Consider the following 15,389-nt stretch of genomic DNA (forward strand, 5'->3'; position numbering starts at 1 on the left):
GGTTCAAATCCGGCCCCCGCAACCAATTTTAAACTTAACTTCAACTTTACTACGAAACGTTCAGCGTTTCGTATTTTTTTTTGCCTTTTTCGTCCGGTACAATAGAGAAGGACGAACAGTACGTATTAAAGGAGGAGACATCGTATGATAGAACTGGAAATGAACAGCTTGGAAGAAACGACTGCCTTAGCTCTTGAACTCGGACGACGTGCTGAAGCAGGGATGGTCATTACGCTTGACGGAGATTTAGGTGCTGGGAAAACGACCTTTACTCAAAGCTTTGCGAAAGGATTAGGTGTGACGCGTCATGTCAATAGCCCTACCTTTACGATCATGAAAGTCTATACGGGACGTCTCCCTCTCTATCATATGGATGTTTATCGCCTGGAAGGTTCCGGTGATGATATCGGACTTGAAGAATATTTGAATGGTGAAGGCGTCGCCGTCGTCGAGTGGTCTGAATTGATTGCGGACAGCCTTCCACCGGAACGGTTGGCAATCACGATTACACGAACGGGTGACGATAGCCGCCGTTTTGAGCTGACACCGATCGGAGAACGATACATTACATTATGTGAGGGATTGAGATCATGAAAATCGTAGCTATTGATACATCGACGAAACAATTATCGGTCGCTCTTTCAGACGGAAAACAGATCGTAGCAGAAGCTTCTTACGTCACGTCTTTGAATCATGCGACAAAACTCATGCCGTTGCTTGAGCGCTTGATGGTGGAAGCAAAATGGACACCATCCCAACTGACACGCGTCGTCGTTGCTGACGGTCCTGGTTCTTATACGGGATTACGGATTGGTGCGACAACAGCGAAGACACTTGCCTATACACTCGGTATCGAACTGGTTGCGGTCTCGACACTTGAGTTGATGGCGGCTTCGACAGGTCATACGGGACGTGTTGCAGCGATTCAAGATGCACGACGCGGATCAGGTTTTGTCGGAGTATACGACGCCGGGAAACGAATCGGTGAAGAACAACATGTCGAAATCGCCTCTTTTGTGAAGACGTTAGCGCCAGATACGCTCATCACAGGAGACGTCGATACATTTGAAGAACTTCTTCAACCATTTGAAAAGGCGGCTCCTGCGTTTCGGACGCCGCGTGCCGGAGTGCTCGCCTTACTCGGTGCAACACGCGAGACAGTCGAAGCGCATGCGTTTGAGCCACGTTACCTGCGTCTGGCTGAAGCAGAAGCGAAATGGATCGAGGCACAGCGTCATGAGTAAGGGGATTCGTCGCATGACCGTAAACGATGCTGCAGGTGTTCACGCCGTCGAACTCGAATCGTTTGCGACACCGTGGACACTGGATGCCTTCGAAGCAGAAATGACACAAAATCCGAATGCCTATTATGTCGTTGCCGATCAAGATGGTATCGTCGGGTTTGCTGGTCTGTGGCATATTGCGGATGAAGGACATATTACGAATATTGCCGTCAAGCAGTCGCACCGCGGACAAGGACTTGGGGAAGACTTGCTAACGGCATTGATCGCGGTCGGTCGTGCACTCGATTTACGAGCGATGACACTTGAAGTACGTGTCTCGAACACACCGGCGCGAACCTTATATGAAAAACTCGGATTTCACTATGTTGGTATCCGAAAACGATATTATCAGGACAACAATGAAGATGCTGCCATCTATTGGCTGGAGCTGGAGGGAGAAGACTTATGACACAACCATTGATTCTAGCAATCGAATCGAGCTGCGACGAAACGGCGGCTGCCGTCGTTCGTGGAGGAACCAACGTCTTATCGAATGTCGTCTCGTCTCAAATTGAAAGTCATAAACGATTCGGTGGAGTCGTGCCTGAAGTGGCATCACGACATCATGTCGAACGAATCACATACGTCATCGATGATGCGTTGACGGAAGCAAACGTAACGATCGACGATATCGATGCGATCGCTGTCACGGAAGGTCCCGGACTGGTCGGGGCATTACTCGTTGGTGTCAGTGCGGCAAAGACACTTGCTTTTGCGCATAATAAGCCTTTGATCGGTGTTCATCATATCGCAGGTCATATCTACGCGAATCGTCTCGTACAAGAGCTTGAATTCCCGCTCGTCTGTTTGATTGCATCAGGTGGGCATACGGAACTGATTTACATGCCAGAAGACGGTGTATATGAAGTCATCGGTGAAACACGAGATGATGCAGCAGGGGAAGCCTATGATAAAGTCGCTCGAACATTGAAGTTACCGTATCCAGGTGGTCCACGAATCGATCAGTTGGCACAAACCGGTCAGGATACGTTCCATTTTCCACGCGTCTGGCTCGAGAAGGACTCGTATGACTTTAGCTTCAGCGGTTTAAAGTCAGCGGTCATCAATGCCGTGCATAACGCTGAGCAACGGGGAGAAGTGATCATCCCGGAAGATTTAGCTGCGAGTTTCCAAGCGAGCGTCGTCGAAGTCCTCGTGACGAAGGCGATCCGTGCCGTGAAGGATAAAGGGGGACGCCAACTGCTGCTTGCTGGTGGTGTCGCCGCCAACAAAGGATTACGTAACGGTCTCGAAGCAGCGTGTGCGAAGGAAGGAATCGATCTCGTCATTCCGCCGATGCACTTGTGTGGAGACAATGCGGCGATGATCGGAGCGGCTGCGATTCATCCATATCGCGCGTTACGCTATTCGACACTTGCCATGAATGCAGAACCTGGGCTAGATTTAAAGTAAGGAATCCGAACAACTTGGGGGAAATGGAATGAAAAAAGTCATCATCGCATTGTTAGCGGTACTGGTCATCGTCGCGATCGGACTTCAGGTCCGAGAAATCGTCAACGCATACCAAGTCGCCTATAAGGAAGAACTCGTACCCGATAAGAAAGCGGTCGAGACGAACACGAAACAACGTCCACTTTACGAAATCGGACGAGCAGAAGGGGAAAAAACCCGAATTCAAAAGTTGTACGCTTTTGATCAGACAATCAATGGGAAGCTCAGTAACGTCGTCATCGTCGATCGGAAGTACGGTTTAACGAACAAGGCGAGTGATGATTATTTCATGATTGCTCCCGGAACACCAGTGACGAATCAAGAGAAGAAGTCATTCGAACCGATGATTCAAAAGATGGATGCGGAACAAGTCCAAGCAGAAGTGATCTCGAAGCACGAGGTGACAGCTGTTGAAAACAATAAAAAACGAACTGTGACGTTATTTAAGGTCTTTTATAAAGATACGGATCAAAACGAATACCTCTTCTTCATCGAAAAAGAGGGCGGGCTGAAACTCGATCTATTCAAGAAGGGCTACTCACGTCTTTCCAATTACTAATCCATTAAAACAGCGGATTCCTAAAAAGGAGTCCGCTGTTGTTCGTTCATTGCCATTCAGTGATACCGGTCAAGTCATCATAGATGCGATCCGGATCAAGATTTAATTCTTCGACCGGAAGTCCGTTTCGATTGATCCATGCCGTTTTGAAGCCGAAACTCTTTGCCCCGGTGATGTCCCAACCGTTCGAGGACATGAAGAGGATCTCCTCGCGTTTTAAACCGAGTGTGTTCAACGCATGCATATAAGAAGCAGGTGCTGGTTTATAGTGTTTGATGTCATCAACACTGACGAGATGTTCGAACCGATCGGCTAAACCTGACTGTTCGATCAACGGATCGAGCATATCATGGGAACCATTCGAGAAGACGACCAAACGCTTATGCGCCATCGTCTCGAGAACAGAGCTAACTTCTGGGTACACATCAAGTGTCAGGTACGTCTCCATTAAAGTCGTGATTTGTTCCTCGGTCACATGGAGCTTCAGTTCGAGTAACGTATAGCGGAGGGCATCTTGTGTCACTTGGCTGAACGGCACATATTGTCCGTTTAATTGTCGGAGGAAAGAGTACTCCAGTTGTTTCTCTCGCCAGCGTTTACTGATCGCTTCTCCGTGTCCCGGATACAGCTCCTCTGCTTGCTCTTTGACGGAATGGACATCGAATAATGTACCGTAGACGTCAAAGACGAGTGCTTGAATCGTCATAAAAACATTCATCTCACTTTCATAGAGTCTGTTTTAAGAATTCCCTTACATGACGGATTCAAACGATACTTATGAATGCACCTGCTGCAAAAAGCGATGAAACGTCTGTGCGAACGCGCGACAAGCGGCTTGTTTCTCCGGTGTGTTCGGATCAAACTCAATCTTCAAGCCATCCGTGACGATGGTCGCCCCAGCTTCTTTTAATGCGTCTTCAATCAAATCAACGGCTGCGCAGTACTTCGGATAATCAAGATCACCCGAGCCAAAAGCAGCAGCCGGCATCCCGTCTAAAAATTGTTCCCGTAGCTCCTCGACGAAATCTTCTGCTTCATACGGTAAATCACCGTCTCCCCATGTATATGAGCCGAGTAATAGACCATCAAAACGTGATAGATCCTCCCCGACGAATTGATCCAGTTCTGTGATCGTCACGTTGACATCGTGTTGCTCGAGCTCACGTTGAATGATCGAGACGATATCTTCCGTATTACCGGACATGCTGACGAATCCAATTGCAATCTGCATGCATGTTCCTCCTTTCGCTGTACTTCCTTACTTTAATTGATAATGATTATCAATGTCAAAAGATCATATAAAAAAACACCTTCCGAAGAAGATGCTTTTTCATACATTAGTCTTGTAGTTCGGCCCATTCCTCAATGGAACGAATGACCGGTTCGAGTTGACGCCCTTTGTCGGTCAAACTGTATTGAATCTTAATCGGACGATCGGGAATGACAGTCCGGATGACGATGCCTTCCGCTTCGAGCTCCTTCATACGTTCCGTGAGCATACGACCTGATAATTCGGGGATGGCATCTTGAATCTCATTGAAACGACATGTCTTCGTCAACAAGTGACGTAAAATCAGACCTGTCCATTTCTTACCTAAGATTTCAAAGGCATGTTCGACTTTGGGACAAAGAGCCGGTTGGATTGCGACTTCTTCCATCAGCACTCATCCTTTCTATAGTTGTAGTATACCCGCTTCTGCTAAAAAAATCGAATCATTTTACTTAATGTAACAAAAAGAACTAAAACAAATCTATTTACTTTTAGTAAGTGATAAGATATAGTCTGTTTATCGAGTTACTTAAAGTAACTTAAAAACATTAGGTAAAAGGAGAAGAGAGAAATGATGGATACAGGACTTTTAATCATTCGTTTAATCATCGGTTTAACATTTGCTGCACACGGTACACAAAAATTATTTGGTTGGTTTGGTGGACACGGCATCGCTGGAACAGGCGGTTGGTTCGAATCAATTGGCATGAAGCCAGGAAAAGCACTCGCGATTACAGCGGGTCTTGCTGAATTAATCGGTGGATTATTGTTTGCAGGCGGGGTATTCCTCTGGATCGCTGCAATCCTCATCATCGGTTCGATGCTTGTCGCGATCGTTAAAGTACACGGTGCGAATGGTTACTGGGTGACGCAGAACGGGTACGAATACAACATGGCATTGATCGTTATCGCCCTTGGAGTGGCGATGATCGGTGCTGGAGACTATTCACTCGCTGCACTCATCGGGTGAGGAAAAAGGTGGGTCATTCATGAAGTTCGAGGCATCAACGCTTAGCGCAAAAGACAATTATAAATTACTGATCGGAAGCATCATTCCGCGTCCGATTGCCTTCGTGACGACGCTAGGGGAAGACGGGACGGTCAACGCCGCCCCCTTTTCCTTCTTTACGGTCGCATCAAGTAGTCCGCCACAACTGGTGATTGCCGTACAACGGACGGATCAGGGACAAAAGGATACGGCACGTAATATCCTAGCAAAACAAAGCTATGTCATCCATATCGTCAGCGAAGAAATCGTCGACGCAGTCAATGAGACGGCTGCGCCACTCGCTTACGGTGAAAGTGAACTCGAACGGACGGATTTAACGCTCGTCGATAGCGATGCAATCGACGTGCCCGGAATCGCGGAAGCGAAAATCCGGTTCGAGATGCGCTTAACGCAACACGTCGAGCTAGAAGGTGCCGATCTTTTGATCGGGGAAGTACTGCGCTATCACGTCGCGGATGAACTCGTAGAGTCGTTCCGGATTGACGCAGCAGGATTGAAGGCTGTCGCTCGTTTAGCAGGGAATGATTATGCGACGATCGGGAAGACGTTTACGATTGCCCGACCGACAAAATGATAGTAGTGTGAATGCTTGATTCATCGTACGATTCGTTTTGATTCAAACAAAAGGAGTGGAGATACCGGTCTAGCTACCGGAATCTCCACTCCTTTTTCTCATGTCGTTCATCTGATTCATCGATCGGACTTCAAGGTTGCGAATCGATTTCGTTTGAAGAGGCTTCAAGACCATGACGTTTACTGTACTGATAGCCATCGAGCAAATAAAAGACGATTGCGAGTGCCCAAATGCCGACACAGCTGATCAAGAAAGCGGTGAGCGGTGAGACACTACCGTAATACGATAGGATCAACGGGTCAGTGAGTTCGACGAATAGCTGTGTCGTCAGGAGCGTACAGCATAATCCCGAGAGTAAACTGACGAAAAGACCGCTCCATGTCTGGATGACGAGACCAATCATACAAGAAATCAGGAGAAACAAAGGAAGCGCGGCATTAAAAGCATCCGGCCGGATGAAGGTCGACACGTAGTCCGCATACATCGGTACGAAATAAAGGATGCCGGATAGCAGTCCTTGAATCAGGTTGATGAAAAAGCTTTTCGTTCGCATCAGTGTTGGTTCTCCCATCGTTCCATCAATTCGAGTAGATCGACATCGATCTGGTCCCGTTCCGCAGATAACGCTGTCGCTTTTGGAATATCATTAAAGACTTCCGGTTCGCAAAGCAACTGTTCGATTTCCGCTGAACGCTGTTCGAGCCGTTCAATATCTTGTTCGAGTTGTTCGATTTGCTGACGGCGTTTTTTTTCTTCTTTCTGTGCTTCTTTGTCGATCGTCTTCGATGCCGTGACTTTTGCCGCTTTTGCCTCTTCGGCTTCAAGGCGAGCGATTTCTTCTTGTTCGGCCTTCTTCTCTGTGTAGTACGAATAATCGCCGAGGTATTCTGTCACACCAGCTTCACTCATCTCGATGACGCGTGTCGCGATCCGATCGATGAAGTAGCGGTCATGGGAGACGAAGAGTAGCGTACCTTCATAGTCGACGAGAGCGTTCTCAAGGACCATCTTCGAATCAAGATCCAAGTGGTTCGTTGGCTCGTCAAGGATGAGGACGTTCGTCTTCCGGAGTTTCAGTTTTGCGAGCGCGAGACGTCCGCGTTCGCCACCAGACAATTCATGAACGATTTTGAAGACATCGTCGCCGCTGAACAGGAATTGTCCGAGCACAGAACGGACTTCTTGTTCGCGCATCAGTGGCCATTCGTTCCAAATCTCATCGATGACACGGTTCCGGTCATTGAGTTCCGCTTGCTCTTGATCGTAATACCCGATCGAGACGCCGGTGCCGAAACGGAAATCACCGAAGAGAGGACGTAAACGACCGACGAGGACTTTTAAGAGCGTCGACTTCCCGATTCCGTTCGGTCCGACGAGTGCCAGTGATTCGCCGCGTTGCAAGCGGAACGTGATGTCTTTTGAGACAGCTTCTTCGTAACCGATCGCCAGTTGATTGACTTGAAGAACGTCATTCCCGCTCTGTTTTTCGATTGGGAAGGAGAGGACCGTACTGCGTTCATCTCCATCTGGTCGATCGAGCCGGTCGACCTTCTCGAGCCGTTTTCGAACGCTTTGAGCACGCTTTGTCGTCGTCGCCCGAGCGATGTTTCGTTGAATGAAGTCCTGCATCTTTGCGATTTCTTCTTGCTGCTGTTCGAACTGTTTCATTTCTTGATCGTACAATGCCGCTTTTTGCTCGAGGTACTTCGTATAGTTCCCCGTGAACTTACGACAGACATTACGAGAGAGCTCATAGACGACATTGACGACTTGATCGAGGAAGTACCGATCGTGCGAGACGATCAGAACGGCACCACGATAACCACCGAGGTAACTTTCAAGCCAAGCAAGCGTATCGATATCCAGGTGGTTTGTCGGCTCATCGAGAATGAGAAGCTCTGGTGCTTGCAGGAGCATCTTCGCTAAGGCGAGCCGTGTCCGTTGACCCCCGGACAATGTCTGGATCCGGCGTGAGTAATCGTCTGGATAAAAGCGCATGCCATGCAGGACGGAGCGAATATTCGCTTCAAACTGATAACCACCTGCTTCTGAGAAGTCGTGTTGCGCTTGATCGTACGTCTTCAGAAGTCGATCGTAAGCGACCGGGTCGTTCAAAATGTGCTCCATGCCCATCTCGATTTCCATCCGGCGCAGTGTCCGTTCTTGTTCTTGCAGATGTTCAAAGACGGTCAGCATCTCGTTCCAGATCGTCTCATTCGATTCGAGACCACTGTCTTGCGCGAGATAGCCGATTTTGACATCTTTACCTTTCATGATATCGCCCGAGTCATGACTGAGTTCACCAGCGATGATTTTGAGCAAGGTTGATTTACCGGCACCATTTCGACCGACGAGCGCAATTCGGTCGCGTTCCTGTACTTCTAGTTTGATATTTTCTAAAATCGGCTCGACGCCGAATGATTTCGAGAGTTGGTTGACTTGTAAGAGTATCATTTCCATCCATCCTTCCACCCTTTAGTCTATCACGAACAAAAGCGCGAGGTCCTGCGGAATATATTATTTGTGACTCTATGTGAAGTGGTTTACAATCAAGGAGAGTAGAAAGCTTTTTGCAAAGATTTGGGTGCCACGATGGATGTGGCCGAAGGGGGAACTGCAGGATGAATGGACCAGACACAAAAATTCCACAAGCGACAGCAAAACGGTTGCCGCTATATTATCGTTTCATCCAAAGTTTATACAATTCAGGTAAGCTCCGCGTCTCTTCTGCTGAGTTAAGCGAGGCGGTGAAGGTTGATTCAGCAACGATTCGTCGCGACTTTTCCTACTTTGGGGCACTAGGGAAGAAGGGGTATGGATATAACGTTCAACATCTCTTAACGTTTTTCCGGAAAACCTTGAATCAAGATGAGGTGACGAATGTTGCCTTGATCGGGGTCGGTCATCTCGGAACAGCGTTTGCAAATTATAACTTTTTAAAGAATAATAGTACTCGGATAGTCGTTGCGTTTGATGCGGACGAAGAGAAGGTCGGAACAACGACGCATGACGTTCCAATCTATCATGTTTCGGACATGAAAGAACAAATCGAAGCGAATCAGGTCGATGTCGCCATCTTGACGGTTCCATCCCAGTTCGCACAGTCAGTAGCGGATGAGTTAGTCGAGTATGGTGTGACAGGCATTCTGAACTTTACGCCTGCACGGTTGAACGTGCCAGCGAGCGTTCGGGTTCATCACATCGATTTATCGATCGAGTTGCAGTCGTTAGTTTATTTCATGAAGCATTATTCGCAATCAGCTGAAGGAGTGAAATCATAATGGAAAACCTTATCCCGCTCACGTTAGGTATCGGACCTGCGAGTATCGGATTAATCGCTGTCGTCGCGTTGATCATCTTCGGACCGAAGAAGTTACCGGAATTCGGTCGTGCTGCCGGTCAAACATTGAAAGAGTTCAAGAATGCCACGAACGGCATCATGGACGACGATAAAAAGGACGAACCGAAAGAGAAGTGATTGAATCATGACGGTTGATCAAGAACAAAGCATGACGTCGCACCTAGACGAACTGCGTAAGCGGATTGTCTGGTCGCTCCTCATCGTCGTCGTCCTGTTCGCTGTCGCATTTCCGCTCGTCCGACCGCTCGTCCGTTTTCTGCAAGCGGACTTAAAAGAGCTCGGTATCGGATTAAATGCCTTCAACGTCGCCGATCCTTTAATGTTGTATTTGAATCTTGCGTTCATCATCGCGCTGATTTTAGCGTCACCGTTCTGGATGTATCAACTGTGGGCATTCGTCCGACCAGGGCTTTATGAAAAGGAACAAAAAGCAACATTGACATATATTCCAGTCATCTTCTTTCTATTTTTGGCTGGTGTAGCCTTCTCGTATTTCTGGTTGCTTCCTTTCTTGCTCGAAGTCTCAACGGATCTCGGGAAAGAATTGGGGATCGAGCAAGTCATCGGGGTCGAAAACTACTTCAGTTTCTTGATCCGGTTGACGATGCCGTTTGGTCTTCTCTTCCAATTGCCGGTCGTGACGATGTTCCTGACACGTCTTGGTCTTGTGACGCCATATTTCATGCGAAAGAATCGGAAATATGCGTATTTCGCGCTGTTCGTCGTTGCGGCATTGATCGCACCGCCGGACGTGACGTCACACTTGATGATCTCAGTGCCGTTGTTCGTTCTCTATGAAATCAGTATCTTGATTTCTGCGCGGACGTATAAAAAGGTCTTGATCCTCGAGCAACAGGCAGAGCTTGAACGACAGGCGGATTTGATGCGTGAATTGAATAAATGAATCGTGAATTCCTTCCAGCAATTTCGGGAGGAATTCTTTTTTATGAAAGCGTTATGTTTATATTGATAAAGCAGTTAGCGATGCGTATACTAAAGATAATTCATGGGGGCTTAGCTCAGCTGGGAGAGCGTTTGGCTGGCAGCCAAAAGGTCGTCGGTTCGATCCCGATAGTCTCCACCAAGTGCATACGTTCAACTCCTCGAGTGCTCGAGGAGTTTTTTTATGTTCCCAGTTAAATTCCTTCCAAATATAAAATGTCACCAAAAAGAAATAAATTAAAAAAATAGACAAATATAAATTGTTTATTTCCATTAACTTCATTAAACTAAAAATACAGAATTTTCTTTAAACTGTTTTATTAGTATTACTACTATGGTTTTACAGAAAAGGGGAAACGAACGCATGAAGAAGAAGATTGCACTTATGGCAGCCGTCTTAATGACGTCTTCCAATCTAGTCAGTGCGCAAGGTGCACTGTCCTCGCAAGACAAAGCGACGGGTCAAAAACCGCAGGCGCTCTCACTGAAGAAATCGGGGCAAGAAAAGAACTACAAACAATCGGATAAAGTCCGAGTCGTCATTGAGATGGAACAAAAACCGGCGATTCAAATCGCCCAAGCTCAAAACAAGCGGTATAGCACATTGAGTAATGCCGAAAAGGAATCGATCAAGGATCGACTCGTCAGCGTCCAAAAATCAGTCAAGTCAGCTATCGCTAAAAAGGCGATTCCTGTTACATATAAAGAAAGCTTCACAACCGTCATCAACGGATTCAGTGGTGAAGTGAAGTTCGGTGACATCGAAGATATCAAACAACTCGACGGAGTCAAAAGTGTACATATCGCGCACGAATATGCGCGCCCAACCGTCGATAAAGGTGCCAAGCCAGACATGCTGTACAGCAAGGACATGGTCAATGCGAAGGAAACGTGGCAGGACTATGGCTTCAAAGGGGAAGGAACCGTCGTCGCGGTCATCGATACGGGAATTGATCCATCGCACAAGGACATGGTCTTGAGTCCAGAGACAAAGGTGGATTTAACCTCTTCGAAAGTCGAGAGTGCGAAAGAAACAAAAGGCTTAAAAGGAAAGTACTTCACGGAAAAAGTACCGTACGGCTATAACTATGCCGATCACGACAGCGAAATCCGTGACTTAGGTGCGGGGGCATCGATGCACGGGATGCACGTCGCAGGTACGGTCGGAGCAAACGGGGATGAAGCGAACGGCGGCATTAAAGGGGTCGCTCCAGAAACACAGCTCCTTGCGATGAAGGTCTTCGGTAACGATCCAGGGATGCCATCGACATTTAGTGATATCTACATCAAAGCAATCGATGATGCCATCGCACTTGGAGCGGACGTCATCAACATGAGCCTGGGTTCGACGGCATCGTTCGTCAATGCAGATGATCCGGAGCAACGCGCGATCGTCAACGCGATGAACAACGGTATCTTGTGTGCGATCTCTGCTGGTAACTCGGCGTTTGCAGGTCATGGTGCGGGTAATCCATATACAGCAAACCCGGATATCGGTGTCGTTGGTGCACCAGGATTGACGAGCCAGGCGCTCCAAGTCGCGTCACTCGAAAATACGAAATTGACGCTTGAAGGCATGGCGCTGACGATTGACGGTCAGGATGCCGGTTATTTGGCATACCAAAAACAAGATTCGCCGAATCCGATTGCCGTCTTCGATAAAGAGAAGAAGGATGTCGTGTATGTCGGTGACGGTCAAGCTTCGAACTATGAAGGTAAAGACGTCAAAGGGAAACTCGTCTTCGTCGTGCGAACAGGTGATTTTAACTACAGCATGATTCAAGCAGAAGCTGAGAAGCAAGGCGCAGCAGGTGTCATCGTCCGTGGTAAAGTCGATCATGGGGATTACGTCAGCATGGCACTCAACAATCCGACGATTCCACTCGTGACGCTTAGCATCGCGGACGGGAATGATCTCGAAGCAAAAGCAAAAGAAGGCAAGGCAATCGCAGTGACATTTGACGGAAAAGCGGTCTCAACCGATAACCCGGTCGCAGGACAAATGTCTGACTTCACGTCATGGGGTGTCACGCCAAGCCTTGACTTCAAGCCGGAAATCACGGCACCAGGTGGGAAAATCTATTCGACGCTTAATGATAACGAGTATGGCGTCATGAGCGGTACATCGATGGCAGCACCACACGTCGCTGGTGGAACAGCACTCGTCATGCAACGGATTGCGAAGGACTTCAAAGTCACTGGTGCAACACGCGTTAAACTCGCCAAAAACATCTTGATGAATACATCGCGTCCGCAACTCGATCAAGGAAAATACAACGCACAATTGAAAACGGGCAACTTCTACTCCCCACGTCGTGAGGGAGCTGGACTGATGGATCTTCGTGCTGCGATGAAGACACCAGTCGTCATCACAGAGACGAAGTCAGGTGAAGGCAAGGCATCCTTGAAGGAAGTCGGCGAGAAGTTCACATTCACGCTTGATTTAAAAAACTACAGCAATGAAAAAGTGACGTATAAGCTAGCGGGAACGGTTCAATCAGATCTCGGTGCAAAAGGATCGAACTTCCTTGAAGCAAATGGAATCTTCAAAAAAGGAACGATCGGTACGGTAGATGCCAACACAGGCACATACCCGATCTCATTTGCAGTCGGCTCGAAGAAAGCGAGTTCAGTCTCGATTAATCCGAAGAGCTCAACGAAAGTCAGCGTGTCAGTCGATTTGAAGAACACGACTGACTGGGCGAACGAGCTTCCGCTTGAACAAGTCTTTAAAAACGGCTACTTCGTCGAAGGATTCGTCCGTCTGATCGATACGAAGAGCAAAAATCCAGAACTGACAGTTCCTTATGTTGGATTCAAAGGAAAATGGGATCAAGCTCCGATTTTAGATGCACCATTGTACGATAAAAACAACACGTTCTACGGATTGACAGGTCTAGCGACTGAAGTGAAGGATGATTTCGAATTCCTTGGTACGAATGCCGCTGGAAAAGTTGTCGCGAACAAAGTCTCGTTCTCACCGAACAACGACGGTAGCGCAGATGAAGCTTTCCCGATCATCTCATTCCTTCGCAATGCGAAAAAAGTCGAGTATTCGATTCTTGACCGGAATAAAACAACACTTCAGAAGCTTGATATGCAAACGGACGTCGTCAAGAACTACTATGATAGCGGTTCAGAGGACGGCTACACACCAGTCACAAGCGCTGCTTGGGACGGAACGATCAACGGGAAACCGGTCAAAGATGGTCTTTACTACTACAAAGTCAAATCGGTGATCGATTATCCGAACGCAAAATGGCAGACGAATCTCTTCCCAGTCTATGTCGATACGAAAAAACCAGCAGCTACTGTGAAATGGGATGCTGCGAAATCAACGCTTTCATGGACAGCAGGCGACCAAGGAACAGGAGTTGCGTCATACGATATCCTCGTCAATGGCAAAAGTGTCTTAAAGCAACCACTTGCCGCAACAGAAAAAGCGTACACGTTGACGGATCTGCCGGAGCGCGCGAAGATTGCCTTCGTCGTCAAAGACTATGCTGGAAACAGTGTGAAAAAAGACGTCAACACGACAGGCGTTGATAAAGCCGTACCAAATGTTCAAATCGATACACCGGTCGCTCTTGGTCTTGCAACATCAAAAGTCATCAACATTGCGGGTCATGTCTCTGATGAGTCAGGTATCAAATCGTTTAAGATCAACGGCAAAGCCGTTAAACTACGTTTTGATGCTGCACAACAAAACTATGCGTTCAGCCATGACGTGACGTACACGACGGATGGCGTCAAGTCATTCAAGGTCGAAGCATACGATGGAAAAGGGAATCGTGTGGCGTTCAACCGTCAAGTCATCATCGACACAGAATTACCAACGATTCGCGTCACAGCACCAAAAACCGTCTCAAGTAAAACAAAAACAGCTGAGATGAAGATCGTACTTCGCGATAACTATAGCGAATTACGCTTCGACTTCAATGGTAGCGCGGAATACCGCCGGACGTTCAAAGAACCGTACGTCATGAAAGCCTTCAAAAAGACGATCACGAAAAAAGTGACGCTCAAAAAAGGAAAAAACACGTACAACTTGAAACTGAAGGATCTGGGTGGACACGTCGTTACGAAAACAGTCGTCATCACGAAAAAATAAGGTAACAATGAACAAGCCAGGCGGAAATCCGTCTGGCTTTTCGTTGTGTGTCGAAGCGCCTTGAAGGGTTTATGAGACGAGTGGAGCGGGAAATTTAAGAGCAGAAACAATTAGAGGGGGAACAACCATGAATCCGTTTACGACATTAATCGCCTTCATCGTAGGGTGTCTCGTCTTATATCTCGGTATCCGTGACAAAAATGGCTGGCTGATCGGTGTCGCGTTGATACCGCTCGCGATCGTTGCCTATAGTGTCATCTACCTGATCATTCAGGTCAGTGTATAGTCTCTAATGAAAGATGTCTTGTCCGAAGCGACAAGACATCTTTTTTTTCGAAAAAATCATACTAGATATGAAACCGATGCAGTAAAATGTAAGTATATGACAGTATAGAGAGGTGGGAGATCATGGAGCACGTACATACACAAACGAAAGCATTAGCGACGTTATACGAAGAGATGCACCAAAAGACAAAGACCGGCATGTGGGTCATGCTTGCGGCATTTTTAGCACTCAGTAACACACTTGAGATGCCAGTTTATGCGATGATCGTCCCATTATTGTATTTTGGCTATGACATGCTCGTACAACGCAAGCGGTTCGCGCTTGTCGCGGAATATACATCAGAGGCATCAGCAAAACGGCTCTATCAGGTGCATGTCTTGATCGGGATCTTACAATACGGAGCGCTTGCCGGTTTGATTGTCTGGGCAGCCGATCGCCCGAACATGTCCTTCTTGATCGGGCTCGTCATCGTCGTCATCCCGTTCTACTGGATTTGTCGAAAAACGCTAGAGTTCGTCTCACGAAAGATCGATCCAACGTAT

18 protein-coding genes and 1 tRNA gene are annotated in these 15,389 nt (G+C 47.6%); 14 read left to right on the plus strand and 5 right to left on the minus strand.

From position 1 onward, the window contains the following. The first annotated feature begins 144 nt into the window (after positions 1–144). From tsaE to B2751_RS03085, 5 genes are read left to right on the plus strand one after another with little or no spacing between them, the layout of a single operon-like run. Positions 145–594, plus strand: a complete 450-nt coding sequence (tsaE, locus tag B2751_RS03065; RefSeq protein ID WP_035410846.1) for a tRNA (adenosine(37)-N6)-threonylcarbamoyltransferase complex ATPase subunit type 1 TsaE — start codon at positions 145–147, stop codon at positions 592–594. Beyond that, entirely contained in the window at positions 591–1,244 is a 654-nt protein-coding gene (gene tsaB / locus B2751_RS03070; RefSeq protein WP_290772731.1) for a tRNA (adenosine(37)-N6)-threonylcarbamoyltransferase complex dimerization subunit type 1 TsaB, read from the plus strand. The genes tsaE and tsaB overlap by 4 nt, the downstream gene beginning before the upstream one ends. Positions 1,245–1,257: 13 nt before the next feature. Beyond that, on the plus strand, positions 1,258–1,692 hold the full coding sequence (gene rimI, locus B2751_RS03075) for a ribosomal protein S18-alanine N-acetyltransferase (protein WP_035410841.1): 435 nt from the start codon (positions 1,258–1,260) through the stop codon (positions 1,690–1,692). Beyond that, a complete protein-coding gene (gene tsaD, locus B2751_RS03080; RefSeq protein ID WP_035410838.1) occupies positions 1,689–2,696 on the plus strand; it encodes a tRNA (adenosine(37)-N6)-threonylcarbamoyltransferase complex transferase subunit TsaD in 1,008 nt (335 codons plus the stop codon). The genes rimI and tsaD overlap by 4 nt, the downstream gene beginning before the upstream one ends. A gap of 28 nt (positions 2,697–2,724) precedes the next feature. Continuing rightward, positions 2,725–3,294 carry a hypothetical protein gene (locus B2751_RS03085; RefSeq protein ID WP_035410835.1) on the plus strand — a complete coding sequence of 190 codons (570 nt, stop codon included), beginning with the start codon at positions 2,725–2,727 and terminating at the stop codon, positions 3,292–3,294. A 46-nt stretch (positions 3,295–3,340) separates the two neighbouring features. Here the strand turns inward: B2751_RS03085 and B2751_RS03090 are convergent, their stop codons facing one another. The 3 genes from B2751_RS03090 to B2751_RS03100 form a co-directional block, all read right to left on the minus strand. Beyond that, the gene (locus tag B2751_RS03090) at positions 3,341–4,000 is read right to left on the minus strand and encodes a haloacid dehalogenase type II (protein ID WP_035410831.1); all 660 of its coding nucleotides are present in this window, start codon (positions 3,998–4,000) and stop codon (positions 3,341–3,343) included. Positions 4,001–4,069: 69 nt separating this feature from the next. Then, positions 4,070–4,525 (minus strand): flavodoxin, encoded by a 456-nt coding sequence (locus B2751_RS03095; RefSeq protein WP_035410828.1) that lies wholly within the window; start codon positions 4,523–4,525, stop codon positions 4,070–4,072. 106 nt (positions 4,526–4,631) lie between these two features. Beyond that, complete coding sequence (locus tag B2751_RS03100) at positions 4,632–4,952, minus strand: winged helix-turn-helix transcriptional regulator (RefSeq protein WP_023469609.1); 321 nt, start codon at positions 4,950–4,952, stop codon at positions 4,632–4,634. A gap of 183 nt (positions 4,953–5,135) precedes the next feature. Between B2751_RS03100 and B2751_RS03105 the strand changes: the two genes are divergently transcribed. Continuing rightward, complete coding sequence (locus B2751_RS03105; RefSeq protein ID WP_035410825.1) at positions 5,136–5,534, plus strand: DoxX family protein; 399 nt, start codon at positions 5,136–5,138, stop codon at positions 5,532–5,534. A gap of 19 nt (positions 5,535–5,553) precedes the next feature. Further along, a complete protein-coding gene (locus tag B2751_RS03110) occupies positions 5,554–6,147 on the plus strand; it encodes a flavin reductase family protein (protein WP_035410823.1) in 594 nt (197 codons plus the stop codon). Positions 6,148–6,277: 130 nt separating this feature from the next. Here B2751_RS03110 and B2751_RS03115 read toward each other — a convergent pair whose 3' ends face one another. After that, positions 6,278–6,700: a hypothetical protein gene (locus tag B2751_RS03115; protein WP_056064108.1), complete on the minus strand. Its 423-nt coding sequence runs from the start codon at positions 6,698–6,700 to the stop codon at positions 6,278–6,280. Next, a complete protein-coding gene (locus B2751_RS03120; RefSeq protein WP_035410903.1) occupies positions 6,700–8,601 on the minus strand; it encodes an ATP-binding cassette domain-containing protein in 1,902 nt (633 codons plus the stop codon). Before B2751_RS03120 ends, B2751_RS03115 begins: the two co-directional genes overlap by 1 nt. A gap of 167 nt (positions 8,602–8,768) precedes the next feature. On the opposite strand from B2751_RS03120, the gene B2751_RS03125 reads away from it, so the two are divergent. The 7 genes from B2751_RS03125 to B2751_RS03155 all read left to right on the plus strand — a co-directional run. Then, on the plus strand, positions 8,769–9,428 hold the full coding sequence (locus B2751_RS03125) for a redox-sensing transcriptional repressor Rex (RefSeq protein ID WP_023469604.1): 660 nt from the start codon (positions 8,769–8,771) through the stop codon (positions 9,426–9,428). Further along, positions 9,428–9,625, plus strand: a complete 198-nt coding sequence (locus B2751_RS03130) for a twin-arginine translocase TatA/TatE family subunit (RefSeq protein ID WP_029342825.1) — start codon at positions 9,428–9,430, stop codon at positions 9,623–9,625. The genes B2751_RS03125 and B2751_RS03130 overlap by 1 nt, the downstream gene beginning before the upstream one ends. Before the next feature lie 7 nt (positions 9,626–9,632). Next, entirely contained in the window at positions 9,633–10,412 is a 780-nt protein-coding gene (tatC, locus tag B2751_RS03135; protein WP_035410816.1) for a twin-arginine translocase subunit TatC, read from the plus strand. A gap of 104 nt (positions 10,413–10,516) precedes the next feature. Further along, positions 10,517–10,592, plus strand: a tRNA-Ala gene (locus B2751_RS03140). A 222-nt stretch (positions 10,593–10,814) separates the two neighbouring features. Continuing rightward, positions 10,815–14,561 carry a S8 family serine peptidase gene (locus tag B2751_RS03145; protein WP_290772738.1) on the plus strand — a complete coding sequence of 1,249 codons (3,747 nt, stop codon included), beginning with the start codon at positions 10,815–10,817 and terminating at the stop codon, positions 14,559–14,561. A 127-nt stretch (positions 14,562–14,688) separates the two neighbouring features. Further along, on the plus strand, positions 14,689–14,847 hold the full coding sequence (locus B2751_RS03150) for a hypothetical protein (RefSeq protein WP_290772741.1): 159 nt from the start codon (positions 14,689–14,691) through the stop codon (positions 14,845–14,847). Between the two features lie 122 nt (positions 14,848–14,969). Continuing rightward, positions 14,970–15,389, plus strand: a 420-nt coding sequence (locus tag B2751_RS03155; protein WP_290772744.1) for a hypothetical protein, incomplete at its 3' end; no start/stop codon positions are given.

This window comes from Exiguobacterium sp. UBA6282 (genome assembly GCF_002440475.1).
Classification (GTDB): Bacteria; Bacillota; Bacilli; order Exiguobacteriales; family Exiguobacteriaceae; genus Exiguobacterium_A.